This is a genomic window from Mycobacterium sp. IS-1590, assembly GCF_001500025.1.
GTDB lineage: Bacteria > Actinomycetota > Actinomycetes > Mycobacteriales > Mycobacteriaceae > Mycobacterium.
This window is the reverse complement of the sequence record NZ_LQIW01000023.1, coordinates 278,170-305,074: the sequence shown is the minus strand read 5'-3', so window position 1 is coordinate 305,074 and position 26,905 is coordinate 278,170. Positions and strand designations below refer to the sequence as shown.

Annotated in this window: 28 protein-coding genes, 1 pseudogene and 1 riboswitch; of the genes and pseudogenes, 11 read left to right on the top strand and 18 right to left on the bottom strand. The window is 67.8% G+C overall.

Going from position 1 to position 26,905, the window contains the following annotated elements; all coding sequences use genetic code 11:
* The 5 genes and pseudogenes from AU197_RS16185 to AU197_RS26075 form a co-directional block, all read right to left on the bottom strand.
* A complete protein-coding gene (locus AU197_RS16185) occupies positions 1–651 on the bottom strand; it encodes a (2Fe-2S)-binding protein (protein WP_064403677.1) in 651 nt (216 codons plus the stop codon).
* A complete protein-coding gene (locus AU197_RS16180) occupies positions 648–1,430 on the bottom strand; it encodes an ABC transporter ATP-binding protein (RefSeq protein WP_064403676.1) in 783 nt (260 codons plus the stop codon). Before AU197_RS16180 ends, AU197_RS16185 begins: the two co-directional genes overlap by 4 nt.
* The gene (locus tag AU197_RS16175; RefSeq protein ID WP_064403675.1) at positions 1,427–2,497 is read right to left on the bottom strand and encodes a FecCD family ABC transporter permease; all 1,071 of its coding nucleotides are present in this window, start codon (positions 2,495–2,497) and stop codon (positions 1,427–1,429) included. Before AU197_RS16175 ends, AU197_RS16180 begins: the two co-directional genes overlap by 4 nt.
* A complete protein-coding gene (locus AU197_RS16170) occupies positions 2,494–3,540 on the bottom strand; it encodes an ABC transporter substrate-binding protein (RefSeq protein WP_231744962.1) in 1,047 nt (348 codons plus the stop codon). The genes AU197_RS16175 and AU197_RS16170 overlap by 4 nt, the downstream gene beginning before the upstream one ends.
* A gap of 21 nt (positions 3,541–3,561) precedes the next feature.
* Positions 3,562–3,685: riboswitch (cobalamin riboswitch) on the bottom strand.
* A pseudogene (locus AU197_RS26075) lies at positions 3,676–3,915 on the bottom strand (WhiB family transcriptional regulator); the annotation flags it as partial. Its footprint overlaps the riboswitch before it by 10 nt.
* 223 nt (positions 3,916–4,138) lie before the next feature.
* Here AU197_RS26075 and mrf point away from each other — a divergent pair.
* From mrf to AU197_RS16155, 3 genes are all read left to right on the top strand, one after another.
* Positions 4,139–5,320, top strand: a complete 1,182-nt coding sequence (gene mrf, locus AU197_RS16165; RefSeq protein WP_064403673.1) for a ribosome hibernation factor-recruiting GTPase MRF — start codon at positions 4,139–4,141, stop codon at positions 5,318–5,320.
* A gap of 110 nt (positions 5,321–5,430) precedes the next feature.
* Positions 5,431–6,351, top strand: a complete 921-nt coding sequence (locus tag AU197_RS16160) for an MBL fold metallo-hydrolase (protein ID WP_064403672.1) — start codon at positions 5,431–5,433, stop codon at positions 6,349–6,351.
* Entirely contained in the window at positions 6,342–7,580 is a 1,239-nt protein-coding gene (locus tag AU197_RS16155) for an SLC13 family permease (RefSeq protein WP_064403671.1), read from the top strand. Before AU197_RS16160 ends, AU197_RS16155 begins: the two co-directional genes overlap by 10 nt.
* On the opposite strand, the gene rlmB is transcribed toward AU197_RS16155, so the two are convergent.
* The 4 genes from rlmB to carD form a co-directional block, all read right to left on the bottom strand.
* Positions 7,577–8,521 carry a 23S rRNA (guanosine(2251)-2'-O)-methyltransferase RlmB gene (gene rlmB / locus AU197_RS16150; protein ID WP_064403670.1) on the bottom strand — a complete coding sequence of 315 codons (945 nt, stop codon included), beginning with the start codon at positions 8,519–8,521 and terminating at the stop codon, positions 7,577–7,579. The genes AU197_RS16155 and rlmB overlap by 4 nt on opposite strands.
* Positions 8,522–9,922, bottom strand: coding sequence for a cysteine--tRNA ligase (cysS, locus tag AU197_RS16145; protein ID WP_064403669.1), 1,401 nt, complete (start codon positions 9,920–9,922; stop codon positions 8,522–8,524).
* Between the two features lie 102 nt (positions 9,923–10,024).
* The gene (gene ispF, locus AU197_RS16140) at positions 10,025–10,504 is read right to left on the bottom strand and encodes a 2-C-methyl-D-erythritol 2,4-cyclodiphosphate synthase (RefSeq protein WP_064403668.1); all 480 of its coding nucleotides are present in this window, start codon (positions 10,502–10,504) and stop codon (positions 10,025–10,027) included.
* Positions 10,505–10,509: 5 nt separating this feature from the next.
* Positions 10,510–10,998: an RNA polymerase-binding transcription factor CarD gene (gene carD / locus AU197_RS16135; protein WP_003888533.1), complete on the bottom strand. Its 489-nt coding sequence runs from the start codon at positions 10,996–10,998 to the stop codon at positions 10,510–10,512.
* Positions 10,999–11,261: 263 nt separating this feature from the next.
* On the opposite strand from carD, the gene AU197_RS16130 reads away from it, so the two are divergent.
* From AU197_RS16130 to disA, 3 genes are all read left to right on the top strand, one after another.
* The gene (locus AU197_RS16130) at positions 11,262–11,828 is read left to right on the top strand and encodes a copper chaperone PCu(A)C domain-containing protein (RefSeq protein ID WP_064403667.1); all 567 of its coding nucleotides are present in this window, start codon (positions 11,262–11,264) and stop codon (positions 11,826–11,828) included.
* Positions 11,829–11,893: 65 nt separating this feature from the next.
* Positions 11,894–13,285, top strand: coding sequence for a DNA repair protein RadA (radA, locus tag AU197_RS16125; protein ID WP_064403666.1), 1,392 nt, complete (start codon positions 11,894–11,896; stop codon positions 13,283–13,285).
* A gap of 30 nt (positions 13,286–13,315) precedes the next feature.
* Positions 13,316–14,434, top strand: a complete 1,119-nt coding sequence (gene disA / locus AU197_RS16120) for a DNA integrity scanning diadenylate cyclase DisA (protein WP_064403665.1) — start codon at positions 13,316–13,318, stop codon at positions 14,432–14,434.
* A gap of 14 nt (positions 14,435–14,448) precedes the next feature.
* Here the strand turns inward: disA and AU197_RS16115 are convergent, their stop codons facing one another.
* The gene (locus tag AU197_RS16115) at positions 14,449–15,210 is read right to left on the bottom strand and encodes a hypothetical protein (RefSeq protein ID WP_064403664.1); all 762 of its coding nucleotides are present in this window, start codon (positions 15,208–15,210) and stop codon (positions 14,449–14,451) included.
* 84 nt (positions 15,211–15,294) lie between these two features.
* Complete coding sequence (locus AU197_RS16110; protein ID WP_064403833.1) at positions 15,295–15,915, bottom strand: carbonic anhydrase; 621 nt, start codon at positions 15,913–15,915, stop codon at positions 15,295–15,297.
* On the opposite strand from AU197_RS16110, the gene AU197_RS16105 reads away from it, so the two are divergent.
* A complete protein-coding gene (locus AU197_RS16105; protein ID WP_064403663.1) occupies positions 15,914–16,789 on the top strand; it encodes an iron-sulfur binding domain-containing protein in 876 nt (291 codons plus the stop codon). The two genes, AU197_RS16110 and AU197_RS16105, sit on opposite strands and share 2 nt — an antisense overlap.
* 17 nt (positions 16,790–16,806) lie before the next feature.
* On the opposite strand, the gene AU197_RS16100 is transcribed toward AU197_RS16105, so the two are convergent.
* Positions 16,807–17,802, bottom strand: coding sequence for a GlxA family transcriptional regulator (locus AU197_RS16100; RefSeq protein ID WP_064403662.1), 996 nt, complete (start codon positions 17,800–17,802; stop codon positions 16,807–16,809).
* A 71-nt stretch (positions 17,803–17,873) separates the two neighbouring features.
* On the opposite strand from AU197_RS16100, the gene AU197_RS26070 reads away from it, so the two are divergent.
* Positions 17,874–18,128, top strand: coding sequence for a hypothetical protein (locus tag AU197_RS26070; RefSeq protein ID WP_082696704.1), 255 nt, complete (start codon positions 17,874–17,876; stop codon positions 18,126–18,128).
* Here AU197_RS26070 and AU197_RS16090 read toward each other — a convergent pair.
* Positions 18,102–18,887, bottom strand: coding sequence for an alpha/beta fold hydrolase (locus tag AU197_RS16090; RefSeq protein WP_064403660.1), 786 nt, complete (start codon positions 18,885–18,887; stop codon positions 18,102–18,104). The two genes, AU197_RS26070 and AU197_RS16090, sit on opposite strands and share 27 nt — an antisense overlap.
* Before the next feature lie 54 nt (positions 18,888–18,941).
* Between AU197_RS16090 and mhuD the strand changes: the two genes are divergently transcribed.
* The 3 genes from mhuD to AU197_RS16075 all read left to right on the top strand — a co-directional run bounded on the left by mhuD (position 18,942) and on the right by AU197_RS16075 (position 21,850).
* Positions 18,942–19,265 carry a mycobilin-forming heme oxygenase MhuD gene (gene mhuD, locus AU197_RS16085; protein ID WP_064348188.1) on the top strand — a complete coding sequence of 108 codons (324 nt, stop codon included), beginning with the start codon at positions 18,942–18,944 and terminating at the stop codon, positions 19,263–19,265.
* Positions 19,252–20,619: a serine hydrolase gene (locus tag AU197_RS16080; protein ID WP_502687884.1), complete on the top strand. Its 1,368-nt coding sequence runs from the start codon at positions 19,252–19,254 to the stop codon at positions 20,617–20,619. The genes mhuD and AU197_RS16080 overlap by 14 nt, the downstream gene beginning before the upstream one ends.
* 88 nt (positions 20,620–20,707) lie before the next feature.
* Positions 20,708–21,850: a beta-propeller fold lactonase family protein gene (locus tag AU197_RS16075; RefSeq protein WP_064403659.1), complete on the top strand. Its 1,143-nt coding sequence runs from the start codon at positions 20,708–20,710 to the stop codon at positions 21,848–21,850.
* 36 nt (positions 21,851–21,886) lie between these two features.
* On the opposite strand, the gene AU197_RS16070 is transcribed toward AU197_RS16075, so the two are convergent.
* From AU197_RS16070 to lsr2, 5 genes are all read right to left on the bottom strand, one after another.
* Positions 21,887–22,432 carry a histidine phosphatase family protein gene (locus tag AU197_RS16070; protein ID WP_064403658.1) on the bottom strand — a complete coding sequence of 182 codons (546 nt, stop codon included), beginning with the start codon at positions 22,430–22,432 and terminating at the stop codon, positions 21,887–21,889.
* Positions 22,429–23,226, bottom strand: a complete 798-nt coding sequence (locus tag AU197_RS16065) for a CbtA family protein (protein ID WP_064403657.1) — start codon at positions 23,224–23,226, stop codon at positions 22,429–22,431. The genes AU197_RS16070 and AU197_RS16065 overlap by 4 nt, the downstream gene beginning before the upstream one ends.
* Before the next feature lie 19 nt (positions 23,227–23,245).
* A complete protein-coding gene (locus AU197_RS16060) occupies positions 23,246–23,464 on the bottom strand; it encodes a CbtB domain-containing protein (protein WP_064403656.1) in 219 nt (72 codons plus the stop codon).
* Between the two features lie 246 nt (positions 23,465–23,710).
* Positions 23,711–26,254 (bottom strand): ATP-dependent protease ATP-binding subunit ClpC, encoded by a 2,544-nt coding sequence (clpC1, locus tag AU197_RS16055; RefSeq protein WP_064403655.1) that lies wholly within the window; start codon positions 26,252–26,254, stop codon positions 23,711–23,713.
* 272 nt (positions 26,255–26,526) lie between these two features.
* A complete protein-coding gene (gene lsr2 / locus AU197_RS16050; RefSeq protein ID WP_064347878.1) occupies positions 26,527–26,868 on the bottom strand; it encodes a histone-like nucleoid-structuring protein Lsr2 in 342 nt (113 codons plus the stop codon).
* Between the last annotated feature and the right edge of the window lie 37 nt (positions 26,869–26,905).

The following is a 26,905-nucleotide window of genomic DNA, read 5'->3' as shown; positions in this document are numbered from 1 at the left end:
TCATCGCAACGCACAATCCCCGCACTTCGATCCGTCGCTCACGCGGTAGTAAAGACAACAGCTGCGGCGACGAAACGCCAAGTTGTGCTTGACCGTTCCGGTGCCGGCGAGCTTGCCGGTCGCCAGCAGCGATCGTGCCAGCACGGTCGCCGAATCGCGCAACGGGGGCCGCACCGAGTACAGCGCCCGGGTCGCGGCCACCAACGCCGAGGCGATGTTGCCGTAGAGCAGGCCGGGCGCGACCTTGACGCGCAGCCCGTCGGCCATCCGCTCCAGGTGATCTTCGACGACGATGCGGTACAGCATGGCCGATCGGTCACCGTTCAGCCGGTCACCCTCGGGGACAGGCAGTCTCAGCGCCGGGCTGTCCGGCGCTCGCTGCAGACCCGTGAGATCGGGCACGACGCCGTGTGCGAGGGCGCACGCGAGCACCGGCGACCACAGCCTCGACGCGTGGCTCAACTGCACCGCCGACGCGCTGATGCGAAGATCGCTGGTACGGTAGCGCGCGGCCGTCGCCTCGATGAGGTCCTGGTATCCGTCGGCGTAATGGTCCGTCACCGCCCGCCAACCGGGTTCGGCGGGCCCGTGGGCGATGGCGAAGAACCCCCCGAAGCGGGCGATCTCGGCGAGGTGACCGTCGATTCTCACCGGGCCGGCTCCCTCGGTGTCACATCGACCCGTATCCGGTCGGTGTTCGTGTCGAGTCCGACCCGGGCTGTGACGCCGTAGACCTCGGCGAGCATGTCAACGGTCAGCACCTGCGCGGGGGTGCCGATCGCCACGAGGCCGCCCGAATCGAGGATGCAGATCCGGTCGCAGTATGCCGCAGCGAGATTGAGATCGTGCAATGCCGCCACGACGGTGGCGCCTGTTGTCCGTAGCCGGTGCAGGGCATCGTGCTGGTGGCGCAGATCGAGGTGGTTGGTGGGTTCGTCCAACACGATCGTGTCCGTCCGCTGCGTCAGTGCGCGCGCGATCATCACCCGCTGCTTCTGACCGCCCGAGAGCCGGTCGAACGGTTCGTTCGCCAGACCGGTTACGTTCACGGCCCCGAGCGCGCGGGCGATGATGCGGCGATCGTCGGCGTCGTCGCCATCGAATGCGCGCTTGTACGGGGTTCGGCCCATCGCGACCACGTCGTACACGGTCAGGGCGAAATCGCCGGGGGCGTCCTGCAACACGGCCGCGATCCGGCGGGCCGCACGCTTGGCCGACATCTGCCAGAGATCCTCACCGCCCACCAGCACGCGCCCCGACGTCGGCCGTTGAGCGCGGTAGAGGGTGCGCAACAGCGTGGTCTTGCCAGCGCCATTGGGTCCGGCCACAGCCACCATCTCGCCGGGCTGCACTCGCAGGGACACGTTGTGGATCATCGTCTTTCGCCCCTTCGACACGGTCACGTCGTCGAGGTGGATTCCGCCGGTCACGCCGAAACCTTGCGCCGCATGAGCCACAGGAAGTACGGGCCTCCCACCAGCGCGGTGAGGGCGCCGACCGGCAGTTCCTCCGGTGCGGCGACGGTGCGGGCGGCAATGTCGCACACGATGAGGAACGAGGCGCCCAGCAGCGCGGCCGCGGGAAGGGCGCGACGGTGGTCGGCGCCGACGAGCATCCGTACGATGTGCGGCATGATCAGGCCCACGAAGCCGATCGCACCGCTGACCGCAACCATGGCGCCCACCATCAACGCGACCACCACGAACATGGCCGCGCGGAAGCGGTGAACATCCAAACCCAGTGCCGCAGCGGCCTCTTCACCGGTGTACAGCAGATTCAGCGACCGGGTGACCGCGAGCAGCACCGCACTGCCGACAGCCACGGCGAGAGCCGGGATCCACACGGTCGACCAGGTCGCTCCACCGAGGCCGCCCAGCATCCAGCGCACCGCGGACTGAGCCTTGTGCGGGTCGTCGGAGGTGACGATCAACAGACTGGCCAGGGCCGACAGCACCTCCGCGACCGCGACACCGGCGAGTATCAGTCGTAGCGTGGTCATCCGGCCATCCGTACGCGCGAGCAGGTAGACGGCGACCAATGCGGCCAAGGCTCCGAGGAACGCCGCCAGCGGCAGCACGAACAAGCCGAGCCCGGCGCCGGCCACCAGCACCGCCACCGCACCCACCGACGCCCCCGATGACACCCCCAGAAGCATCGGGTCGGCCAGGGGGTTGCGCACGACCGCCTGCAACACCATTCCGGCGCTCGCCAAGCCGGCCCCGATGACCGCGGCCAGCGCAACTCTGGGGAGCCGTGCGTCCAGAACGATGGAAGCCCGCACCGGCGACCATGTCGGATCGACGAACAGCGGATTGAGTCGGTGCAGCAGGATCTGCCAGACCTGACCGGGTGGAAGGGCAGCCGATCCGACGGTGACCCCCGCGGTCACGCACACCAGAAGCAGCGCCACGAGCATCGTCAGCACGAGGCCGTAAGGAACGCGTTGGCGGCGCGGTGGCGCGGACCGCACCGGCCTGGCCAGGGCGACGGCCGTCATCCGGTCGACTCCGGATACAGCTGCTGGGCAGGTGATTTCACGGCGCGGCCTACCCGGACGCCCGCGGTGATCTCCGACAGCGGCAGGACCGCGAAGCGTTGATCGCGGACGGCGGGCACCCGCTGCAGCACCGGATTGTCCAGCAGGAAGCGCTTCTTCTGCTCGACCGATTGATCGCCGTAGTCGTAGATCAGGATGACCTGGGGTACCCGCTCGGCGAATTGTTCGAATGAGACGTCGGCCCATACCTTCGGCACGTCGCCGAACAGGTTGCGCCCACCAGCGGCTTCGATGATCTGGTTGCCGATACCCTGCCCGCCCGAGGTGAACACCGTGGCCTCACCGCTGTCGTAGACGGCTATGTCGACCGGCACCACGTCGCGGACTCGGTGGCGGGTTTCCTGCAGGATCCGCCGTTGCCGTTCGACCTCCCGGTCGGCTCGGTCGCGGGCGCCGAATATCTCTCCGACAGTGCGTATTTCGTCGTCCACCCCAGACAACGTCATCGGTTCGGCAGAGCAGTTCTCGATGTTGAGGTGGGTGTCGATGCCGACATCCCTCAATCGTTCCCGCCCGCGCCCCTCCTTCTCGTCGAAGGCGCTGGCCCAACCGCCGTAGACGAAGTCGGGTTCGGCGGTGAGCAGAGTCTCGTATGACGGGTATTCCTCGGCTATCACCGGTATGGCCTCGTAGGCGTCCCGATATTCGGGCAGCACCTGATCGTCGAGGAATGCGGTGCCCACCATCGATTTCTCCAGTCCCAGCGCCAGCATCGTCTCGACCGAGTGCTGGTTCAGTGCCACCGCCCGGCGAGGTGGACGGTGGTAAGTCGTGGTGATGCCGCAATTGGTGACGGTCACGGGGAATCCGGCCACCGCGCCGTCAGCGGTGGTGCCGGCTGGCCGGGTCGCGGTACCGCACGAAGGGAGCAGCAGTACCAGGATCACAGCCGCCAGCCGATGTCGACGCTGCGCCATTCCCGTGCCTTCCGTCGTGCGCGGACACCACGGGAAGCGCTCTCGGTACGCCGAGATCAGCCTCACCGGGGAAATCCGCCCCAGTCTCATGAGGAGGCGACCGCGGTGAGTATCTGGCTCCCGGCTCGATCTCAAAGACCTCGCCGGTCACAGTGGCGGGACCGCACCGGATTCACACCGGCTTCCTCGGGTCGCCGTCGCCTATGACACGTGATCCTGCCACACATCGACTTGCCGCTCCCGTGGCGTCGTCGCACCCCACACGCCCCAGGCCTGTACCGAGGTCACGGCGTACCGCAGGCAGTCCCGCTGCACCGGGCACGACCGACAGACATTCTTCGCGCGCTCCTCACGAGCCGCTCTGACTTGGCCGCGCTCGCCGTCGGAAGCGAAGAACATCTCCGTGGGCAGCCCGCGACATCTGGCGTACAACTGCCACTCGAAATCCTCTGCGCAGGGCCGCCGGGTATGTCGGTGGCGTTGCGTTTCTCTCGTCTCCATACATCTCCCGAATTCCTGAACGGCCCACGCCGGCCTGCGAATTGCACTCGGCGCGGCACTCGGCGTAGCGAGCCACCGCACGGGCGCGTTGTTCGTTTCCGACGACCTTGGTCTCTCGGTACGCTAACGTTAATGAAAATCATTTTCAACATCAGGAGGTTGTGTGCGCACTCCGGTCGTGCTGATCTGCGGACAAGGCGACACCGACGGCATCGCCGAGGCACTGGCGCGTGCGAGTGGAACGGTGGTGGTGCGGCACCGCTACGACGGTCAGGTTGTCGTGCGCAGCGTCACGACGTCGTCAAAGACCTCGGAATGGCCAATCGAATTGCTCCGCGGCTGCGTGACCTGCACCGTGCGCGAGGACCTGCTGGTGCTGCTGCGCCGCCTCCACCGCCGCGGCGATGTCAATCGCATTGCGGTGCAACTCATGCCATGGCTCGAGCCCGAGCCCCTCTGCTGGGCGATCGACAATGTTCGTGTTCGGGTGGGCCCCGGCTACATCGACGGTCCAGCGGCACTCGAGGTCCGGATCGACGCGGTGGTCACGGCAATCGATGCCGCACTCTGGTTGGATCAGGCCACTGGCGACGAAGACCTTGCGGACGGGCGGCCCGCGGCACAGGTGGTGGTCGGGCAGGCCGAGTTCGCCGACGCACTCGTACTCGACGAACCGCACGCGCAAACGCTGAAAGTGTTGCGACGTCTGGCACCTCGGTCGCGTCTGACTGTCGGGGCCCATCGTGTCGGGGTGGCGTTGGACAACCTCGATCCCGACAGCAGGCGCGGGCGCAGTGCCAGTCCACACGATCCGCTGCTCGCCGGCCAGCCGTCGCTGGACGCCGACGGCGACGTCGGGTTGTTGCTGTTCTCCGCACGCCGTCCGTTTCAACCAGAGCGCCTGCATGCGGCTCTTGACGTGCTGCTGGACGGTGTGGTGCGCACAAGGGGGAGGCTGTGGTTGGCCAACCGGTTCGACGACGTGATGTGGCTCGAATCATCGGGCGGTGGAATGCGATTCGAATACGCGGGACGCTGGCTGGCGGCGATGAGTGCCGCGGAACAGGCCTACACCGACCCCCAACGCGCGGCGCTGGCCGCCGCCGACTGGCACGACCGTCTCGGCGACCGGCATGTGTCGATCACCGTGCTGGTGTGCGGGGCTGAACCGGAGAACATCGTCGACGCGTTGCGCTCCGCGCTGCTCACCGACGCGGAATGGAGTCGACCCGCCGAATGGTCGAGTTACACCGATCCTTTCGGCGACTGGCACGAAGACCCGTGTGACGGCATAACTGACCACGCCGGCGGAGTCCCCACCCGCCACGACGGAGAGGACCGTTGAAAACGGCACCATCGCCGACGCCTTGCTGGCTCGCCCGACGATCCGACTGCGGGGAGGGGGTGGAGGAATTCCGATGCCGCTACCGGAATCGCCCCGCCTAGAGTGGCCGCATGCGTCTGAAGCTCGGCCGGCCGAACCTGACGGATTACGAGAACTACTTCGACACGCCTACGGCCACGCCGAGCACGCCGGTGACGGTCACCTGGGCGGGTGTCACGACGCTGCTCATCGACGACGGTGAATCGGCGCTGCTGACCGACGGCTTCTTCTCCCGCCCAAGCCTGCGCGACGTGGGCTTTCGGCGGCTGTCACCGTCGGAGCCGCGCATCGACGGCTGCCTCACCCGCCTGCAGATCGACCGGCTGGAGGCCGTCGTTCCCGTGCACACACACTACGACCACGCGATGGACAGCGCGGTGGTCGCCGAGCGGACCGGCGCACGTCTCGTCGGCGGCCAGTCGGCCGCCCACGTTGGCCGCGGACACGGGTTGCCGGAGGACCGGCTGGTGGTCGCCCGCCCTGGCGGCACCGTCGAGCTGGGTCCTTATGACGTCACGCTCGTCGAGGGCAATCACTGTCCGCCCGACCGGTTTCCGGGGGTGATCACGCGGCCGGTCATTCCGCCGGTCAAGGTGTCGGCATACCGGTGCGGTGAGGCGTGGTCCACGCTGGTTCACCACCGCCCGTCGGATCGTCGCCTGCTGATCGTGGGCAGTGCCGGGTTTGTTCCCGGCGCGCTGACCGGACGACGCGCCGACATCGTATACCTCGGAGTCGGCCAGCTCGGCCTGCAATCGGAGCGCTACCTCGTCGACTACTGGCGAGAAACCGTGCGGACCGTGGGCGCGCGCCGCGTGGTGCTCATCCACTGGGACGACTTCTTTCGTCCGCTGCACGAACCACTGCGCGCGCTCCCCTACGCGGCCGACGACCTCGATGTCTCGATGCAGGTGTTGTCGCGGCTGGCCCACGACGACGGGGTCGCATTGCACCTGCCCACGCTGTGGCAGCGTGCCGATCCGTGGACCTGATCCTGGCCGTGGCCGCCCTGGCGGTCGTGCTGGTCTTCGCGGTGGCGCGCCCGCACAAGTGGCCGGAAGCCGTGGTGGCGGTTCCCGCGGCGGCGCTGCTGATCGGCACCGACGTCATCTCACTGAGCGACGCCGCGGCGGAGGTCGGCCGCCTGTTGCCGGTGGTCGGCTTTCTGGCGGTCGTTCTGGTGTTGGCGCGACTGTGCGCCGACGAGGGGGTGTTCCGCGCCGCGGGTGCGGTGTTGGCGCGTGCCGCTGACGGCAACCAGAACCGCTTGCTGGCAGGGGTCTTCGCGATCGCGGCGGCGACGACGGCGATCCTGAGCCTGGACGCCACCGTGCTGTTGCTGACCCCCGTCGTGCTTGCGACCACCCGCATGCTGTCGGTGCCCGCCACCCCGCATGCCTATGCGACCGCACACCTGGCCAACAGCGCGTCGCTGCTTCTGCCGGTGTCGAACCTGACCAACCTGCTGGCGTTCACCGCGGCGGGCATCACCTTCCTGCACTTCGCCGCGCTGATGACGCTGCCGTGGCTGTCGGCCATCCTCGTCGAATTCATCTTGCTGCGTTGGCTTTTCAGGGATCAGCTGTCGGTCGCACCCCGGCCGGTGCCCGCGGAGGGGGTGCACGTTCCCGTGTTCCCCCTTGTCGTATTGGGTTTGACGCTGGCCGGATTCGTCGTCACCTCGATGCTCGGAGTCTCGCCGGCCTGGGCGGCGCTCGGCGGAGTCATCGTGCTCGGCGGCCGGAGCCTGGCCCGGCGTCATACGACCGTGGCCCGGATGGCAGCCGCAGCCGATGTGCCGTTTCTGTTGTTCGTGCTGTGTCTGGGCATCGTGGTCGACGCGGTGATGGTCAACGGTCTCGACAGCGCGATGCGCGGCCTGTTGCCCAGCGGTCACGGAATGCTGGCCCTGCTCGGGATCGCGGCCGTCGCCGCGGTGCTGTCCAACGTGGTCAACAACCTGCCCGCGGTGCTGGTGCTGCTGCCGTTGGTGTCGGCGGCCGGGCCCGGCGCTGTGTTGGCGGTGCTGATCGGAGTGAACATCGGCCCGAATCTCACCTACGTCGGCTCGCTGGCCAACCTGCTGTGGCGCAGTGTCGTACGCCGCGAGATGACGACAAGCGCAACCGAATTCAGTCGGGTCGGGCTGTGCACGGTTCCGGTCACGTTGGTGGCTGCGGTCGCCGGTCTGTGGGCGGGGCTGCGGCTGTTCGGCCCCTAACCTCGGCGCTGGCGGGCGATCTCGGCGAGCACGACACCCGCGGCCACCGAGGCGTTCAGCGACTCCGTGGGTCCCGCCATCGGAATGGACACCACCGCGTCGCAGGTCTCCCTTACCAGACGCGACAACCCCTTGCCCTCGGAGCCGACCACGACGACGATCGGCCCGGACCCGTCCAGTCCGTCGACCGTGGTGTCTCCGCCGGCGTCCAGGCCGACGATCTGCAGACCCGCGTCGGCCCAGTTCTTCAGTGTGCGAGTGAGATTCGTGGCCCGCGCAACCGGAATCCGGGCGGCGGCACCTGCACTGGTTCGCCACGCGACCGCGGTGACCGACGCCGAGCGCCGCTGCGGAATCAGGACTCCATGGCCGCCGAACGCGGCGACCGAACGCACGATCGCACCGAGATTGCGCGGATCGGAGATGTTGTCCAGCGCCACCAGCAGCGCCGGTCCGCCATCGGCCGTGACGGCTGCGAGCAGATCGTCTGGATGGGCGTACGAGTACGGCGGAACCTGAAGCGCCACACCCTGATGCAGACCGTTGGCGGCGATGCGGTCGAGGTCGTGGCGCGGCACCTCGAGGATCGAAATGCCCGCGTCGGCGGCGAGCTGCACGGATTCGGTCAACCGCTCGTCGGCGTCGGTGCCCAGTGCGACGAACAACGCGGTCGCGGGCACGTCGGCGCGCAGGCACTCCAGGACGGGATTGCGCCCGAGTACCACCTCGGTGTCGTCGGTCTTCTTACCCTGCCGGCGCGGCTGGGTTTTCGCCGCCCTGGCCGCCCGCTTCGCGGCTGGATGGTTGGGACGCATGTGCGCGGGCGGAGTGGCGCCGCGGCCTTCCAGACCCCGGCGCCGCACACCGCCCGATCCGACCGTCGGCCCCTTCTTCGTTCCCGGCTTACGGACCGCGCCCCTGCGCCTCGAGTTGCCGGCCATCTACTTCGTGTGCCCGTCGAGCAGCGTCCACTGCGGGCCATCGGCGGTGTCGGTGACCTCGATCCCGGCTTCCTTGAGCCGATCCCGGATCGCGTCGGCCTCGGCCCAGTCCCGCCGTGCCCTGGCATCCTCGCGCCGCTCGACCTCCGCGCGAACCAACACGTCGACCGCGGCCAGTGCGGCCGACGTCTCGTCCTTGGATTCCCAGCGCTCGTCGAGCGGGTCCGCGCCGAGGATGCCCAACATCGCGCGGATCGACATCGCCTGCGTCAGGGCCGTCTCGTGGTCGCCGGCGTCCAGCGCACGATTGCCCTCGGCGCGGGCGACGTGCACCTCGGCCAGCGCGATCGGAACGGACAGGTCGTCGTCGAGCGCCGCGCCGAACTTCGGCGTCCACTCGCCGGGGACGACGGCGCCCACCCGGTTGCGGACGCGGTGCAGGAAGTCTTCGATACCGGAATAGGCCTTCGCGGCGTCCTGCAGCGCCGTCTCGGAGAACTCCAGCATCGACCGGTAATGCGCGCTGCCCAGGTAATACCGCAACTCCGCGGCCCGGACGCGCTGCAGCACAGCGGGAATCGCCAGCACGTTGCCCAACGACTTGCTCATCTTCTCGCCGCCCATGGTCACCCAGCCGTTGTGCAGCCAGTACCGGGCGAACGGTTCGCCGGCCGCCTCGGCCTGCGCGACCTCGTTTTCGTGATGAGGGAACACCAGATCCATGCCGCCCGCGTGGATGTCGAACTCCGCGCCGAGATAAGCCTGGCACATCGCGACGCACTCGGTATGCCAGCCCGGCCTTCCGCGCCCCCATGGCGTCGGCCAGGACGGTTCACCGGGTTTGGCGCCCTTCCACAGGGTGAAATCGCGGTCGTCACGCTTGCCCGTCGCGACGCCCTCACCCTGGTGCACGTCGTCGATCCGGTGGCCGGACAACTTGCCGTAGCCGGGCAGGCTGAGCACGTCGAAGTAGACATCGCCGTCACCGACGTAGGCGTGGCCCCGCTCGATCAGCCGCTCGATCAGCTCGACCATCTGGGTGATGTGGCCGGTGGCGCGCGGTTCGGCCGACGGCGGCAGTACCCCGAGCGCGTCGTAGGCGGCCGAGAACGCGCGTTCGTAGGTGGCGGCCCACTCCCACCACGGCCTTCCGGCATCGGCGGCCTTGTTGAGAATCTTGTCGTCGATGTCGGTGACGTTGCGGATGAAGGCGACGTCGTAACCCTTGGCCATCAACCAGCGCCGAAGCACGTCGAACGCGACTCCGCTGCGCACGTGCCCGATGTGGGGCAGCCCCTGAACCGTGGCACCGCAGAGGTAGATCGAGGCGTGCCCAGGGCGCACGGGAACGAAGTCGCGCACGGCACCGCTCATGGTGTCGTACAGCCGCAGGTCGGTCACGCCCCGACCGCCCAAGCGATCGTCTGGTTCACGCCACCCAATCGTTCGCCCCAATCACGACAGCGATTGTTCGCCCAGCTCACGACGGGCCAGCTTACAAGCCTAATCGCCGTCAACCACCAACGCGGTAGCGATCGCGGCCAGACCCTCACCACGGCCGGTCAGACCCAGACCGTCGGTGGTGGTCGCGGCGACGGACACCGGGGCGCCGAGCAATTCGGACAGGAGTTTCTGCGCCTCGCCGCGGCGCGGGCCGACCTTCGGCCGGTTGCCGATCACCTGCACTGCCGCGTTGACGATCCGGAAGCCCCGAGCGGAGACGAGCTGGTGAACATGCCGAAGCATGTCGGCACCGCCGGCGTCACGCCACTCGTCGCGACCGGTGCCGAAGACCTCACCGAGGTCGCCGAGACCGGCCGCGGAAAGCAGCGCATCGCACAGTGCGTGCGCCGCGACATCACCATCGGAGTGGCCTGCGCACCCGTCTGCGCCGTCGAACCGCAGGCACAGCAACCAACACGGCCGACCCGCCTGGATGGGGTGTACGTCGGTGCCGAGCCCGACCCTTGGCAGGCTCGTCATCGGCTTCAGGAAGCGGCGGCGAGTGCCTCGTCGAGGATGGTCGCGGCCTTCTCGTCATCGGTGTTCTCGGCGAGAGCCAGCTCGCCCACCAGGATCTGCCGCGCCTTGGCCAGCATCCGCTTCTCACCCGCCGACAGGCCACGCTCCTGATCGCGTCGCCACAAGTCGCGGACCACTTCGGCGACCTTGTTCACGTCACCCGAGGCCAACTTCTCGAGATTGGCCTTGTACCGCCGCGACCAGTTGGTCGGTTCCTCGGTATGGGGGGCGCGGAGCACCTGGAAAACCTTGTCCAGGCCCTCCTGTCCGACGACGTCGCGCACCCCGACATACTCTGCGTTCTCGGCTGGCACTCGAACCGTGAGGTCACCCTGGGCGACCTTCAAGACGAGGTATTCCTTCTGTTCGCCTTTGATGGTCCGGGTTTCGATCGCCTCGATTAACGCAGCACCGTGGTGGGGATAAACAACGGTGTCTCCGACCTTGAAAATCATCAGTTTCGAGCCCCTTTCACCCCTCAATGCTAGCACGGTGCCCAGACGGGGGTGGACCAACGGTGCAGGTCAGGGGCACCTCACGTGGACGTTGGGGGTTGACACGCCGACGAATCCATGCATGGCTCAAGGGTCTTCGAGAAGTCCGTGGGGTAGCTGAGCGGACCTCAGCTACCGCCGCCCGCACGCACCTACTACTCTGCATAGTCGAATGCCGCGACCGATCGGATCGGTCGCTTCGACGGCCCGAGCAGGAGGCAAGAGTGGACCGCTTCAAACTGGCCGCCTGCGGGCTGGCCGCCGCCTTTGTCGTGGGCGGGGCGCTCGTCGGCTGCAGTTCGGGACAGGTCTCCCAGATGACCACGCAGGAGCCGGCCGTCAACGGCACCAGCGCGAACGTCGGCGAAATCGCATTGCGCAACGTGCACCTGCGGGCCCAACAAGTGACCGACTTCGTTCGGCCCGGCAAAGACGTCGAGCTGATCTTCGTGGCGGCCAACACCTCGCCCGAACAAGACGACAAGCTGGAGTCGGTCACCGCCGAGGTCGGCGCGGTGACCCTGACCGGCGACACCACGGTGCCCGCCGGCGGCATGCTCACGGTCGGCGCACCGGACGGCCAGATCACGCCGTTGGAGAGCGTCGAGGCCGCCGAAGCCGCCGAAGCGAGCGTCGCCTTGAGCAAGCCGATCACCAACGGCCTGCTCTACGACTTCACTTTCAAGTTCGAGAAGGCAGGCGAGATCACCGTGCGGGTGCCGATCTCTGCCGGTGAGGCACCGCGTCGCGGCGAAGCCGCCGAAGCCGGCGGGCACGGGGGCGGACACTGAGCGAGGTCCGCGACACGACCCCTCACCGCTGAGTATCTGTCGGCGCTGACGGCTACCGTCACTTCGTGGCCAAAGGTGGCGCCAAAACGCGCTCGCAGTACCGCTGCTCGGAGTGCCATCACGTCACCCTCAAATGGGTCGGCCGCTGCCCCGAGTGCGGCACCTGGGGCACCGTCGACGAGGTGGCCGTGCTGTCCGCGGTGGCCGGCGCCGGAACCCGGCGTTCGGTGGCCCCGTCCAGCGCGGCCGTCCCGATCAGCTCCATCGATCCCGGGCGCACCCGCCACACCCACACCGGCGTCGCCGAGCTGGACCGGGTCCTCGGCGGCGGTCTGGTTCCCGGATCGGTGACGCTGCTCGCCGGTGACCCGGGTGTCGGCAAGTCGACGCTGTTGTTGGAGGTCGCTCACCGCTGGGCGACGGCAGGCAAGCGCGCGCTGTACCTCTCGGGTGAGGAGTCCGCCGGCCAGATCCGGATGCGGGCCGAACGCATGCGCTGCACCCACGACGAGGTGTACCTGGCCGCGGAGTCGGATCTGGCCACAGCGCTCGGCCACATCGACGAGGTGCAGCCAAGCCTGGTGGTGGTCGACTCCGTGCAAACCATGTCCACGACCGAGGCCGACGGCGTCACCGGCGGTGTCACCCAGGTACGCGCGGTGACCACCGCGTTGACGATGGCGGCCAAGACATCCGGCGTCGCGCTGATCCTCGTCGGCCACGTCACCAAGGACGGCGCGATCGCGGGGCCGCGCTCGCTCGAGCATCTCGTTGACGTCGTTCTGCACTTCGAGGGTGACCGCGCATCGTCGCTTCGAATGGTCCGCGGTATCAAGAACCGCTTCGGCGCCGCGGACGAAGTCGGCTGTTTCCTGTTGCACGACAACGGGATCGAGGGCGTGGCCGACCCCTCCGGCCTGTTCCGCGACCAACGGCCCAAACCCGTTGCCGGAACCGCGATCACGGTCACCCTGGACGGTAAGCGTCCGTTGATCGGAGAGGTGCAGGCGCTGATCGGGGCGCCCGCGAACGGAACGGCCCGTCGCGCCGTCAGCGGAATCGACTCCTCACGTGCCGCGATGATCACCGCGGTTCTGGACAAGCACGCCGGCCTGTCGGTGGGCGCCCACGACATCTACCTGTCGACGGTGGGCGGCATGCGCCTGACCGATCCGTCGGCCGATCTGGCGATCGCGGTGGCCATCGCGTCCTCGAAGATGGACCTGCCCGTGCCCGCGGCCGCCGTGGCCATCGGCGAGGTCGGCCTGGCCGGCGATCTGCGCCGGGTCGCCGGCATGGACCGCCGCCTGGCCGAAGCGGCCCGGCTCGGCTTCACCTCGGCGGTCGTGCCACCCGGCGTGGCGTCGGTACCTGCCGGTCTGCGGGCGATCACCGCCCACGACATCGGGTCGGCGTTGCGGGTTTTGCGCGATATCAGCAAAGATCAGCAAAGATAGTGCAATGGCGGCCGATCCTAGGGAGGGGCGATGGCCGTGAAGTCGGGTGGCAGATCGGGACGCACGGTGGTGCCGTTGGCGCGACCCACCATGCGCGAGACGATCGCTCGCCTAGCCCCGGGAACGGCGCTGCGTGACGGCCTGGAGCGCATCCTGCGCGGCCGTACCGGCGCCCTGATCGTGATCGGCTACGACGAGAGCGTCGAGGCCATCTGCGACGGCGGCTTCTCCCTCGATGTCCGCTACGCGCCGACACGCCTGCGCGAGCTCTCGAAAATGGACGGCGCGGTGGTGTTGTCCAGCGACGGCGCCCACATCCTGCGGGCCAACGTGCAGCTGGTTCCCGACCCGTCGATTCCGACCGAGGAGTCCGGAACCCGGCACCGCTCCGCCGAGCGCACGGCGATCCAGACCGGCTACCCGGTGATCTCGGTGAGTCACTCGATGAGCATCGTGACCGTCTACGTTGCCGGTGAGCGGCACGTGGTGCCCGACTCGGCGACGATCCTGTCGCGCGCGAACCAGACGATCGACACCCTCGAGCGCTACAAGACGCGCCTCGACGAGGTCAGCCGACAGCTGTCGACGGCCGAGATCGAAGATTTCGTCACGCTGCGCGACGTGATGACCGTGGTGCAGCGACTCGAGATGGTCCGCCGAATCAGCCTCGAAATCGATTCATACGTGGTCGAACTCGGCACCGACGGCCGTCAGCTCAAACTCCAGCTCGATGAGCTGGTCGGCGACAACGACACCGCCCGTGAGCTCATCGTGCGCGACTATCACGCCAACCCGGACCCGCCTTCGGCGGCGCAGGTGAGCGCCACCCTCGAGGAGCTCGACGGCCTCTCCGACAGCGAACTGCTGGACTTCACGACGCTGGCAAGGGTTTACGGTTACCCGTCGACCATCGAGGCGCAGGATTCGGCGATGAGCTCGCGGGGCTACCGCGCGATGGCCGGTATCCCGCGCCTGCAGTTCGCACATGTCGACCTGCTGGTTCGCTCGTTCGGGTCGCTACAGGGCCTGCTGGCCGCCAGCGCCGGCGATCTGCAGTCGGTCGAGGGCATCGGCTCGATGTGGGCGCGCCACATCCGGGAGGGCCTTTCGCAGCTGGCCGAGTCGACGATTGCCGACCGGCTGGCCTGAGCGTGCGCCGAACCTCAGTTCGGGACAGGTCCCGGCGGCGGGGCGACGCCCTGACCGTGCTCCGGTGACTGCGGCGCGGCCAGGATGAACGGCACCGTGGCCGACCTCAGGTTGCCCAGCTGGACGACGAGGTTGTAGGTGCCCGGCCCGATGGGCTGGCGCGGCAGCGGGCAACCCGGCGCGGACCCCATGCCCGTCCAGGTGACCTCGGTGGTCACCTGCTCGCCGGGCTGAAACGCCTTGACCAGGGTTTCATTCGACGGCGCACAGTCGAGGTTGGACCAGAGCCGGGCGTTGTCCAGCGAGTAGACGTAGGCGGCCAGCACGGCGGCGCCGACGTCGCGTTTGCAGCCGACCAGCCCGATGTTGGTGACGACCATCGTGAACTTGGGCTGCTCACCGACGACGTACTGCGGTTGGTTGGTGATGCCCTTGACCGCCAGCGTCGAGTCGGGGCAGTCGTCGCCCTCGTTGAGCACCGGCGGCGGCGTGACGGCCGCGGTGGGCGTCGGGGTAGGTGGCGGTGCGTCCTGCGCCGGCGGCATCACCGGCGTCTTCACCTCGGGGTTCTCCCCCGGCAGCGGCGTCGGCGCGCCGGCCGCGGCGGGAGCGGACGCCTCGGCACCCTCCGTGTCGGAGCCCCCGGTGTTCTTCACGACCACGACCACGATGGCCGCGATCACGCCGATCACGAGGACCGCTATGCCCAACGCCAATGCCCTGCGACGCCAGTAAATCTGCGTCGGTAGCGGGCCATGCGGTTCCAGATCCAGCACAACCTCACGGTAAGGCCAGGTCACGCCTTATCGGTCGAGGTCGCTCGGCGTGTCGCCCAATGAGCGGACAGCAACGGGGCCAGGTCAGCCTTCGCCGATGTCGCCGATGTGGTCCCGCAACATCACCCGGCCGTCGGCGAGGCGATAGGTCGCGCCGACGATCGCGAGGTCGCCGGCCGCCACCTGCTCGGCAATCGCCGTCGAGCGGGCCATCAGCTGCGTGCCGGTCTCGGTGACATGGCGGGCCTCGAATTCGTCGACCCTGCCCAACCCTTCGCGGCGTCCCTGCAGTATCGACGGCATCACCCGCTCGACGATGTCGCGCACGTAACCACCGGGCACCACACCTTCGTCGAGAGCGGACAGTGAGGCCTTGATGGCGCCGCAGCTGTCGTGGCCCAGCACGACGATCAACGGCACGTTGAGCACCGAGACCGCGAACTCGATGGAACCCAGCACCGCCGAGTCGATGACATGACCGGCGGTGCGCACCACGAACATGTCGCCCAGGCCCTGGTCGAAGATCAGTTCGGCCGCCACCCGGCTGTCTCCGCAGCCGAACACGACCGCGGTCGGCTTCTGCCCGCCGGTCAGACTTGCGCGATGCTGAACCCCCTGGCTCGGATGTTGGGGCTTTCCGGCGACGAAGCGCTCGTTACCCTCTTTGAGTGCTTTCCAAGCGGTCACTGGGCTGGTGTTGGGCATGACCGACATTGTGCACCAGGTGGTCGATTGGTATGACCGCGAACAGCGAGATCTGCCGTGGCGCCGGCCGGGAATCACCCCGTGGCAGATCCTGGTCAGCGAGTTCATGCTGCAGCAGACGCCGGTCGCTCGGGTCGAGCCGGTCTGGCTCGCGTGGGTACAGCGATGGCCGACGCCGTCGGCGACCGCGGCGGCCGGCGCCGCAGACATCCTGCGGGCATGGGGCAAGCTCGGCTATCCACGCCGCGCCAAGCGGTTACACGAATGCGCGACGGTGATCGCCGGCCAGTACGACGATGTCGTCCCGTCCGACGTCGAGACGCTGCTGACGCTGCCCGGCGTCGGGGCCTACACCGCGCGGGCCATCGCCTGCTTCGCGTACGGGCGTCGAGTGCCGGTGGTCGACACCAACGTTCGGCGGGTGGTGGCCCGGGTCGTACACGGGCGCGCGGACGCGGCCGCATCGTCGACGCTGCGCGACCTCGCCGATGTCGAGGCACTACTGCCCGAACACGCTCTGGCACCGACATTCTCGATCGCCCTGATGGAGTTGGGCGCGACGGTTTGTACCGCGCGTGCGCCCCGGTGCGGGGTGTGCCCGCTGAGCACGTGCGCGTGGCGGTCCCTAGGCTTTCCCGTGTCGGGCTCGCCCGCGCGGCGCGTCCAACGCTATGCGGGCACCGACCGTCAGGTCCGCGGCAAGCTACTCGATGTGCTGCGGGACAACGACTCTCCCGTCACCCGGGCGCAGCTGGACGTCGTGTGGCTGTCCGACACGGCGCAACGCGACCGTGCGCTGGACTCGCTTCTGGTGGACGGCCTCATCGAGCAGACCGCCGACGGCCGGTTCGCGCTCGCCGGAGAGGGCGGCTGAGCGCGCACGGCATGAGGTCAGGCCGAGGCCATTTCGGAGTCGGCGTCGGGCTCGGGTTCACACGTGGCACAAGCGAACCGGCGCCGGTAGTCCGACGGTGTCACCCCGATGATCCTGCGGAAGTGGTGCCGCAACAGAGTCGCTGTCCCGAAGCCGCTGCGCTCGGCGATGCGGTCGACGTCGAGGTCGGTCTCCTCCAGCAGGGTTCGGGCGTACAACACGCGTTGATCGGTCACCCACTGCATGGGCGTGCGACCCGTCTCCTCCACGAACCGCCGAGCGAACGTGCGCGCCGACATGTGGGCGCGGGCGGCCAGCGTGGCGACCGTGTGCGGCTTGTCGAGATTGGCCAGTATCCAATCCAGATGCGGCGCAAAGCGTTCCGAACACCGAACCGGGATCGGCTGGTCGATGTACTGGCGCTGACCGCCGTCACGTTGGGGCGGCACCACCATGCGGCGTGCGATCTTGTTGGTCACCTCGCTGCCCAGTTCGCGTCGGACCAGGTGCAGGCACGCGTCGATGCCCGCCGCGGTGCCCGCGCTGGTGATCAGGTTTCCGTCGTCGACGAACAGCACGTTGCGGTCAACCTTGGCCGTCGGATACTTGCGCGCGAGTTCCTCGGCGTGCATCCAGTGCGTCGTGCACGGTCTGCCGTCGAGGAGCCCGGCGGCACCGGCGACGAACGCGCCGGAACACACGGTCAGGATGATCGATCCCGACTCGGCGGCGGCCCGGATGGCTGCCAGCGCCTCGGGCAGGTACTGCGACCCTCCGATTGCGGGGATGGCGACCAGGTCCGCCCCGATGAGGTCGTCGAGGCCGTGCTCGGGGGTCAGTGTCGCACCGACCGAGGTGCGAAGCGGCTTCCCCGGAACCGGACCGCACACCTTGAAGTCGAAGTTGGGGACCCCGTCGCCGGAGCGGTCGATGCCGAAGACCTCGCAGATGACGCCGAACTCGAAGATCGCCAGTCCGTCCAGGACGAGAGTCGATACGCTCTTGATTGGCATGGCAGTATTTTATCGCAAAGTGTCATTGCTGCCACTGTTGGCGGAATTTTATCTGACGAATAGTTACTGCCATGAGCACTTTACTGGCACTTCTGGTTCTCGTTTCCCCGGCCGCGGTGGCGGCCGCGCTCGCCTGGGCCGCCAGCCGCTCCGGGCACCTGCGGTTGCACCGTGACCAATTCCGCATGGCCGCGCCGATGGCAGGCCGGGTTTTCGAAGACGACCGCGACCTGTTGCGCCTCGAACACGACCTCGACGCGATCCGCACCCGCTTCGAGCGCCACCCCGTCTGGCCCTCGTCAGGTGCGGTGGGAGAGCGTCGCTAGGAACGACTCGACCGCCCGCCGATAGTCCTGCGGAGCATCGTCGTGGACGAGGTGACCGGCATCGGGCACCCGCAGGTAGGTCGTGTGGGGTCCGGACTCCGCCATCCGGGCCATCTGCCCCGGCGGGGTGACCGAGTTGCCCGCTTCGATCAACAACGCGGGCACGCGGACGGCCCGCCACTCGCGCCAGTAGTCGCGAGTGCCCCACTCCGCGGCGATCTCGATCCAGACATCCGTACGGCCGTGCAACCGCCAGCCGCCGGGAATGCGGTCGAATGCTTCGAGGAAATACTGGCCCGCCACCGGGCCGAACTCGTCGTAAACCCGCTGTGCCGAGTCGAATTCGACCGGTAACGCGTGCAGCCAGGGTTCCCAGGGGCCGGTGGTGCGGCCGCGAAAGTCCGGTGCCATGTCCTCGACCACCAACGCGTCCACGAGATCGGGTCGGGTAGCGGCCAGGCACCACGAATGCAGTCCGCCCATCGAATGGCCGATCATGACGGCGGGTGCACCGATACCGGCCACCGCGTCACCGAGTTCGGCGACGAACTGCTCGGTGCTGATCGGCCGGACATCGGCGACGTCGCGGCCGCGGTGCCAGGGCGCGTCGTAGGTGTAGACCTCACCCAGCCGGGTCAACCACGGGAGCTGGCGCGACCATGTGCTGCCCCGGCCCATCAGGCCGTGCACCAGGACGAGCGGTCGGCCCCTGCCGCCGCGGTGCGTGAGCGGGGGTCGCGTACCGCCTGGTGCCTGCATCCCGACATCATCGTGCCTCCGGGTGGCCCGGGTGCATTCGGTAGCCTGATGCGCATGCCAAGCCAGAATCCCGTGGTGAAGATCAACGCGATCGAGGTCCCGCCGGACGCCGGTCCCGAACTGGAGAAGCGCTTCGCGCATCGGGCTCACGCCGTCGACAACCAGCCCGGTTTCCTCGGCTTTCAGCTGCTGCGGCCCATCAAGGGCGAGAACCGCTACTTCGTGGTGACGCAGTGGGAGTCCGAGGAGGCGTTCCAGGCCTGGGCGACGGGCCCGGCCATCGAAGCCCACAAGGGCCAGCAGGCCAACCCGGTGGCGACCGGTGCGTCACTGCTCGAGTTCGAGGTCGTCCTCGACGTTGCGGGTGCTGACAAGTAGAGGCTCGCTCATCGCGCGCCGGACGCTCGCGCTGACGGTCGCGGCCTCGTTGGCCGTCGCCGTCGGCGGCTGCGCCGACGTCGGGCCTGCGCCGGCCGACGCCGCGTACGGCGCGCCCATCGAGATCAACACGCCCCAGGGGCTGCGGGCCAAGCAGACGCTGGACATGCTCAACTCCGACTGGCCGATCGGCCCCGTGGGCGTGCGCACGATGGCGGTGCCCGAGAAGGTCGACGAGATCGTCGCCAAGCTCGACAGAATCTGGTGGGACCGGCCGTTCAAGGTGACCGACGTCGACATCCGGGCCGGGCATGCCGAGGTCGGGGTGCTGACGTCGTATGGCGTCGCGCAGGAGATCGACCTTCGCACCGACGAGGCGGGCATGGTCGACCGCTTCGACGTGACGCTGCGCCCGCCGCAGATCGACGACTGGGCCGACGTCGACGCCGAGATCACGAAGTCGGGTGCGCGCTACTCCTATCAGGTGTCGAGGGTGGTTGCCGACCAGTCGAGGTGCGACGTGGTGGCCGGAACCAACACCGAACTGTCGTTGCCGTTGGCGTCGATTTTCAAGCTCTACGTGCTGCTCGCGGTCGCCGAAGCCGTCAAAGCCGGCACCCTGAAGTGGACCGACCCGCTGACCATCACGAAGCGGGCCAAGGCGGTCGGGTCCGCGGGCCTCGAAGAGCTCCCTGCCGGTGCCCGGGTATCGGTGAGAACCGCTGCGCAGCAGATGATCTCGGCCAGCGACAACATGGCCACCGATCTTCTCATCGAGCGTCTGGGCACGGGTGCGGTGGAACGTGCGCTGGTGCTGGCCCGTCACCACGACCCGGCCAGCATGACGCCGTTTCCGACCATGCACGAGATGTTCTCGGTCGGCTGGGGGCGACCCGATCTGCGCGAGCAGTGGCGCCAGGCCGTCGAGAGGGGTGGCCCGCAGGGGCGGGCGCGACTTCTCCAGCAGACGAATTCGCGCCCCTACGAACCGGATCCACAACGGACGCATACCCCGGCGTCGAACTTCGGGGCGGAGTGGTACGGCAGCGCCGCCGACATCTGCCGTGTGCACGTCGCCCTGCAGGCCGCCGCTGTGGGCGAGGCCGCGCCGGTGAAGGACATCCTCTCGGCGATACCCGGTATCGACCTCGACGGATCCAAGTGGGGGTACATCGGCGCCAAGGGCGGAAACCTGCCCGGTGACTTGACGTTCAGCTGGTACGCCGTGGACCACACCGGACAACCGTGGGTGGTCAGCTTCCAGTTGAACTGGCCCCGGTACCGCAGCCCCACGGCCGCGGGGTGGTTGCTGTCGATCGTGCGCCAGACCTTCGACCTGGTGCCGATCGGCTGATCAGCGGTTCGACCGAAACCCCAAAAGCCGACCGGGCCGGGTCTAGAGTTCCGCTGATAGTCCGGCATTCACTGGCGAAGGGGTCGTCATGCTGGGTGTGCTAGCCACCATCCCGGTTGGGCTCACGCCGGGCTGGATCGCGATCAGTGCGGACGGTGCCCGCGCCTACGTCTTGAACAACACCAGCGACACGATCTCGGTGATCGACACCGCGACCAACTCCGTCACCGCCACGATCGCCGTCGCGGATGATCCGGCGTACCTGATGCACGCGGTCGTCCACCCGGACGGCGACCGGTTGTACGTGTCCCGACTCGGCGTTGTTTCGGTTGTCGACGTCACGGCAAAGGTGGTCGTCGCCGAAATTCCCGTCGGGAACTCGTGGATGCGGTTGGCGATAAATCCCGACGGCACAACGGTTTACGCGGCGGGCGGCGACACGGATACCGACACGGTCACGGTGATCGACACGTCCACCAACACCGTCACCGGAACCATCGACACCGATCAAGATCCGTACTGGCCCGCGGTGACCCCCGACGGCGCCCGGTTGTACGTATCGCATATTCACGCGGGCACGATTCTGGTGATCGACACCACCACCAACGCCGTTGTCGATTCGATCACCGTCGGTGGACAACCAGGTGCGATCGTCCTCAGCCCCGATGGCGGACGGATTTTCGCGAGCATCCTGACCTCATGGGCCAACGGGCTCAAGGCGGAGGCGGTGAAGGTGATCGACACCGCCAGTGGGAATGTCGCGGCCACCGTCACCATTCCAGGGGACTTCTGGCCGCCCGCGGGAATGGCGGTCGATTCCGACGGTTCGCGGGTCTTCGTCGCGAGTGCGGCCGCTGACTGGAGCGGCGTCGTCTCGGTGATCGACACCACCACCAACACGCTCATCGACACCATCGATGTGCACGGTCCCAGTGGCGTGGTGGTCACGCCGGATGGATCCCGTATCTACGCCGTCAACCAGGTTCAGGACACCGTTTCGGTGATCGGCCGGACGTTTCGCTGGGACGCGTCCCGCCTGCCTGATCTCGTCGGGCAGCTGATGGGCGGCGCCGGCAGTGACGGTGGCGGCTGGTTGGTGATCGGCAACCGCTTCTACAAGATCCCGCCTCGTCCTCCCGCGGTACTGGCCATCGCGCGAGCCGCCCCCTATCTCGGGGAACCTGTCGAGAACCGCAAATTGGGACAGCAACTGCGCAAAGGGCTGTCGTAGCGTCCGTGCGAGACCGTCAAGAGCCGAGCGCACCGGCTACTGGCGAAGGGTCCACGCATGCGCGCGGAAGTGCATCACCGTTCGAGTTACCGGCGCAATGTCGATGCGCCAGAACGACTTCGGCGGGGCGTCCAGCGCGATGAGAATCGCCGCGCGGATCACCGCCGGGTGTGTCACCGCGACCAGCCTGCTGCGCCGGTCGGTCACCGAGTCCATCCAGTCGCGGACCCGATCGATCAGCTCGACAACCGATTCGCCGCCGTGCGGCGCGCGGGCCGGGTCGGTCAACCAGATCGCCAGATCCGCCGGTCGCACTCCGCTGAGCACGTCGCCGCGCCAGCGGCCGCAGTCCAGGTCCGCCAGCCGACCGTCCACCTCGGCCTGCAGACCGAGCAGTTCGGCGGTCTGCCGGGTGCGCTTCTCGGGGCCGCAGAGCGCCGCGTCGACGACACCGAGGTTGATCGACGCATCGACCTGCCGGTGTCCGGTCGGGTTCAGCGGCTCGTCGGTGGGAAATCGTCCGGCCGACATCGCATCGGTCAGCGCGTGCGATACGAGCGTCAGCCGGACGACCTCACTCACGCAGGAATGCTCTCCCGCCGGTTACCTTCGAGCAGCCGTGCGGCCATCGCACCGAAGACCAATGCGATCGTCGCGTACACGACGATCTCGGTGCCCAACGAGTACAGCCGGAACTCGTAGAGAACATCTGCTGGGAAGCCTTCGTAGACAATGTTTCCGGCATCGTCGGTCAACGGTCCCGGTGTCTCGTCGATGGCCGGCAGCACGAGCATCACTACCGCCACCGCGGCGATGTAGGACCCGGCAGCGGCCAGGCTCGCATTCCATGCCCCCAGGCGCGCGACCAGCCGTCGGCCCAGATACACCGCGCCGATCAGAAGCGCCGCGGACAGCACCACCAACAGCAGGTACAACAACGTGCGCTGGCGGATGGTCTCGTCCAGGCTCAGAGCCGGCGGGCTGGCGGGATACTTCAGCGCGGGAACGACGTACAGGCTCAACAGCATCCCGCCGGCCACATACACCGACAGCAGGCGTGCCGAGATGTCGCCGACGCGACCGTAGGCCACGGTGAAGATCACCGCGAAGATCGCGCCGATCGCCAGGCTGAACAGCAACACGCCCAGTCCCATACCGATGTTCATCTGAACGGCGCGCTCGAATCCGCCGCCCTCGCCGTGGCTGTGGCCCGCCCCGTGGGCGTGTTCAAACGCCTCGTGCGCGGCCCCGACGCCGTCCTCGTAGGCGATGGCCCGTTCGATCTGAGGTTCGACGAAGACGCGTGCGAAGACGAACGCGAGGACGCCGGCGACGGCACCTGCGAGCAGGCCACGCCAGATGATCTGCTTTTCCATGTTCGGTTACCCCTGCCCGTCAGTGGCAGGGGAAGCCGAGCAGGTGGCGAGCGTCGTGCACGAATTCGTGGATCGCGGTGTTGTCTGCACCGAACACCGAAGTCGCGCCCTGGTCCAAGCCGATGAAGTAGAGCACCAACAGAGCCAGGAAGGTGGTTGCCGACAGCCACACGGCCGCGCCGGTGGCGGAGAGGTCGAGCGCGGGTGCAACGCTTCTGCGGGCGTCGGGTGAGGTCATGTCGGTGTCCTTTCCGGGATTTCGCGTCCCGTTTCCACGCACGGTGGGCCGTGCATCGTGCCGAGGTGACGGCGAGCGTCGGGTCTGACTTGACACAGTGGCGCGACCGTTCTGGATTCTCACCAGATTCCTTCGCCCGCCGATAACATCGCACATCCTATCCACTCGGTCCAGCGGTAGCGGGATCAGACGGAAAACGGGCGGCACCCCTTGTGGGTACCGCCCGTTCTCGTTGGCGTAGTGCCGTTATTCGGCTGGGCCTGCAGCGCCTGCCGCACCGGCCTGGGCCAGGTCTGGCTCGGCCACCGGCGCGGGCCGCTTGGTGCCCTTGAACGTGAACACCGCGTCCTCTCCGGAGCTTTCGCCGTCCCAGTTGTCGACGTCGACCGTGACGAGCTGGCCGGGTCCGATCTCCTCGAACAGGATCTTCTCCGACAGTTGGTCCTCGATCTCGCGCTGGATGGTGCGCCGCAGCGGCCGCGCACCCAGCACGGGATCAAACCCGCGCTTGGCCAGCAGTGCCTTGGCCTTGTCCGTCAGCTCCATCGTCATGTCCTTGGCCTTCAGCTGGTTGGACACCCGGCCGATCATCAGGTCGACCATCCGGATGATCTCGTCGCGGGTCAGCTGGTGGAAGACGATGATGTCGTCGATGCGGTTGAGGAACTCCGGCCTGAAGTGCTTCTTCAGCTCGTCGTTGACCTTCTGCTTCATCCGCTCGTAGTTGTTCTCGCCACCACCCTGGGAGAAGCCCAGGCCGACCGCCTTGGAGATGTCGGACGTGCCCAGGTTCGAGGTGAAGATCAGCACGGTGTTCTTGAAGTCGACCGTGCGCCCCTGACCATCGGTCAGGCGGCCGTCCTCGAGGACCTGCAACAGGCTGTTGTAGATCTCCTGGTGGGCCTTCTCGATCTCGTCGAACAGCACGACCGAGAACGGCTTGCGCCGCACCTTCTCGGTGAGCTGGCCGCCCTCCTCGTAGCCGACGTAGCCCGGAGGGGCGCCGAACAGCCGCGAAGCGGTGAACCGGTCGTGGAACTCGCCCATGTCGATCTGGATGAGCGCGTCGTCGTCGCCGAACAGGAAGTTGGCCAGCGCCTTGGACAGCTCGGTCTTACCGACGCCGGACGGCCCGGCGAAGATGAACGAACCGGACGGACGCTTCGGGTCCTTCAAGCCGGCACGGGTACGCCGGATCGCCTTGGAGACCGCCTTGACGGCGTCCTCCTGGCCGATGATCCGCTTGTGCAGCTCCTCCTCCATGCGCAGCAGCCGAGTGGTCTCCTCCTCGGTCAGCTTGAACACGGGGATACCGGTCCAGTTGCCGAGCACCTCGGCGATCTGCTCGTCGTCGACCTCAGCGACGACGTCGAGATCCCCTGAGCGCCACTGCTTCTCGCGCTCGGCACGCTGCGCGACGAGCTGCTTCTCCTTGTCGCGCAGGCTGGCCGCCTTCTCGAAGTCCTGCGCGTCGATCGCGGACTCCTTCTCGCGGCGCGCGTCGGCGATCTTCTCGTCGAACTCGCGCAGGTCTGGCGGCGCGGTCATGCGCCGGATCCGCATCCGGGCACCGGCCTCGTCGATCAAGTCGATCGCCTTGTCCGGCAGGAACCGGTCGTTGATGTAACGGTCGGCCAAGGTGGCCGCCGCGACCATCGCCGAGTCGGTGATCGACACGCGGTGGTGTGCCTCGTACCGGTCACGCAGACCCTTGAGGATCTCGATGGTGTGCTCGACGGTGGGCTCGCCCACCTGCACCGGCTGGAAGCGCCGTTCCAGGGCGGCGTCCTTCTCGATGTACTTGCGGTACTCGTCGAGTGTGGTCGCACCGATCGTCTGCAGCTCGCCACGGGCCAGCTTCGGCTTCAGGATCGACGCGGCGTCGATGGCGCCCTCGGCGGCTCCGGCACCCACGAGCGTGTGCAGCTCGTCGATGAACAAGATGATGTCGCCGCGGGTGTTGATCTCCTTGAGGACCTTCTTCAGGCGCTCCTCGAAGTCACCGCGGTATCGGCTGCCGGCCACCAGGGACCCCAGGTCCAGCGTGTAGAGCTGCTTGTCCTTCAGCGTCTCCGGGACCTCGCCGTGCACGATGGCCTGCGCCAGGCCCTCGACGACGGCGGTCTTGCCGACGCCGGGCTCGCCGATCAGCACCGGGTTGTTCTTGGTGCGCCGGCTCAGCACCTGCATCACCCGCTCGATTTCCTTCTCGCGGCCGATGACCGGGTCGAGCTTGCCCTCCATCGCCGCCGCGGTCAGGTTGCGGCCGAACTGGTCGAGCACGAGCGAGGTGGAGGGATTGCCCGCTTCGCCGCCGCGGCCGCCGGTGCCGGCTTCCGCGGTCTCCTTGCCCTGATAGCCCGACAGCAGCTGGATGACCTGCTGACGCACGCGGGTCAGCTCGGCGCCCAGCTTCACCAGCACCTGGGCGGCGACGCCCTCGCCCTCACGGATGAGGCCGAGCAGGATGTGCTCGGTGCCGATGTAGTTGTGGCCGAGTTGCAGCGCCTCGCGCAGGCTCAGCTCCAGCACCTTCTTGGCGCGCGGGGTGAACGGGATGTGGCCCGACGGCGCCTGCTGGCCCTGGCCGATGATCTCCTCGACCTGGCTGCGCACGCCTTCGAGCGAGATGCCCAGCGACTCCAGCGACTTGGCCGCTACGCCTTCACCCTCGTGAATGAGTCCCAACAGGATGTGCTCGGTGCCGATGTAGTTGTGGTTGAGCATCCGGGCCTCTTCTTGAGCCAGGACGACGACCCTGCGGGCACGGTCGGTGAATCTCTCAAACATCGGTGGTTACCTGCTCTCCATCAATTGGTCGGTGCCACGCGCGCCCAACGGTCTCGAGTACGCACCGCACCACCGTCCACTCTAGTGGGCAGTAGGGCGGCGCGTCCCGCCCGCCGGTCTGCTCTGAGCGGACACCCGGGGCATCGACGCGCACGGGATCGATTACCCGCCGCTACGGGAGAGCAACGCATCGGTGGCCCGATTCGTTTCCCGAACGGGCCCCGGCGGCTTCGCGGCTAGCGAACACGGACCCTGGCCCGTGACGGGCGCCGCTAGGTGGCGGCGTGAAAGGCGTCGATCACATCGGCCGGGATGCGCCCGCGGGTCGACACATTGTGTCCGTTACGCCGGGCCCACTCCCGGATCGCCGCACTTTGCTCGCGATCGATCGCCGCGCGCCCCCGGCCCGACCCGGCGGCACGTCCACGCCGGCGGCCGCCGACCCTGCGGCCGGAATCGACCCACGGCTTGAGGGCGTCGCGCAACTTCGCGGCATTCTTCGAAGAAAGGTCGATCTCGTAGGTCACCCCGTCGAGGCCGAATTCAACAGTCTCGTCGGCCGCACCTTCGCCGTCGAAATCATCGACCAAGGTGACGGTAACTTTCTTCGCCATTTAAACACGCCCTTCTGAGCGATCACAGGACCGCAGT

Excerpts from the sequence above, each read along its gene's own strand:
- AU197_RS16175 (WP_064403675.1), bottom strand. The coding sequence starts at position 2,497 with ATGACGGCCGTCGCCCTGGCCAGGCCGGTGCGGTCCGCGCCACCGCGC.
- AU197_RS16160 (WP_064403672.1), top strand. The coding sequence starts at position 5,431 with ATGCGTCTGAAGCTCGGCCGGCCGAACCTGACGGATTACGAGAACTAC.
- rlmB (WP_064403670.1), bottom strand. The coding sequence starts at position 8,521 with ATGGCCGGCAACTCGAGGCGCAGGGGCGCGGTCCGTAAGCCGGGAACG.
- ispF (WP_064403668.1), bottom strand. The coding sequence starts at position 10,504 with ATGACGAGCCTGCCAAGGGTCGGGCTCGGCACCGACGTACACCCCATC.
- carD (WP_003888533.1), bottom strand. The coding sequence starts at position 10,998 with ATGATTTTCAAGGTCGGAGACACCGTTGTTTATCCCCACCACGGTGCT.
- disA (WP_064403665.1), top strand. The coding sequence starts at position 13,316 with ATGGCCGTGAAGTCGGGTGGCAGATCGGGACGCACGGTGGTGCCGTTG.
- AU197_RS16105 (WP_064403663.1), top strand. The coding sequence starts at position 15,914 with ATGACCGACATTGTGCACCAGGTGGTCGATTGGTATGACCGCGAACAG.
- AU197_RS16110 (WP_064403833.1), bottom strand. The coding sequence starts at position 15,915 with ATGCCCAACACCAGCCCAGTGACCGCTTGGAAAGCACTCAAAGAGGGT.
- AU197_RS16100 (WP_064403662.1), bottom strand. The coding sequence starts at position 17,802 with ATGCCAATCAAGAGCGTATCGACTCTCGTCCTGGACGGACTGGCGATC.
- AU197_RS26070 (WP_082696704.1), top strand. The coding sequence starts at position 17,874 with ATGAGCACTTTACTGGCACTTCTGGTTCTCGTTTCCCCGGCCGCGGTG.
- AU197_RS16090 (WP_064403660.1), bottom strand. The coding sequence starts at position 18,887 with ATGCAGGCACCAGGCGGTACGCGACCCCCGCTCACGCACCGCGGCGGC.
- mhuD (WP_064348188.1), top strand. The coding sequence starts at position 18,942 with ATGCCAAGCCAGAATCCCGTGGTGAAGATCAACGCGATCGAGGTCCCG.
- AU197_RS16075 (WP_064403659.1), top strand. The coding sequence starts at position 20,708 with ATGCTGGGTGTGCTAGCCACCATCCCGGTTGGGCTCACGCCGGGCTGG.
- AU197_RS16065 (WP_064403657.1), bottom strand. The coding sequence starts at position 23,226 with ATGGAAAAGCAGATCATCTGGCGTGGCCTGCTCGCAGGTGCCGTCGCC.
- AU197_RS16060 (WP_064403656.1), bottom strand. The coding sequence starts at position 23,464 with ATGACCTCACCCGACGCCCGCAGAAGCGTTGCACCCGCGCTCGACCTC.
- clpC1 (WP_064403655.1), bottom strand. The coding sequence starts at position 26,254 with ATGTTTGAGAGATTCACCGACCGTGCCCGCAGGGTCGTCGTCCTGGCT.
- lsr2 (WP_064347878.1), bottom strand. The coding sequence starts at position 26,868 with ATGGCGAAGAAAGTTACCGTCACCTTGGTCGATGATTTCGACGGCGAA.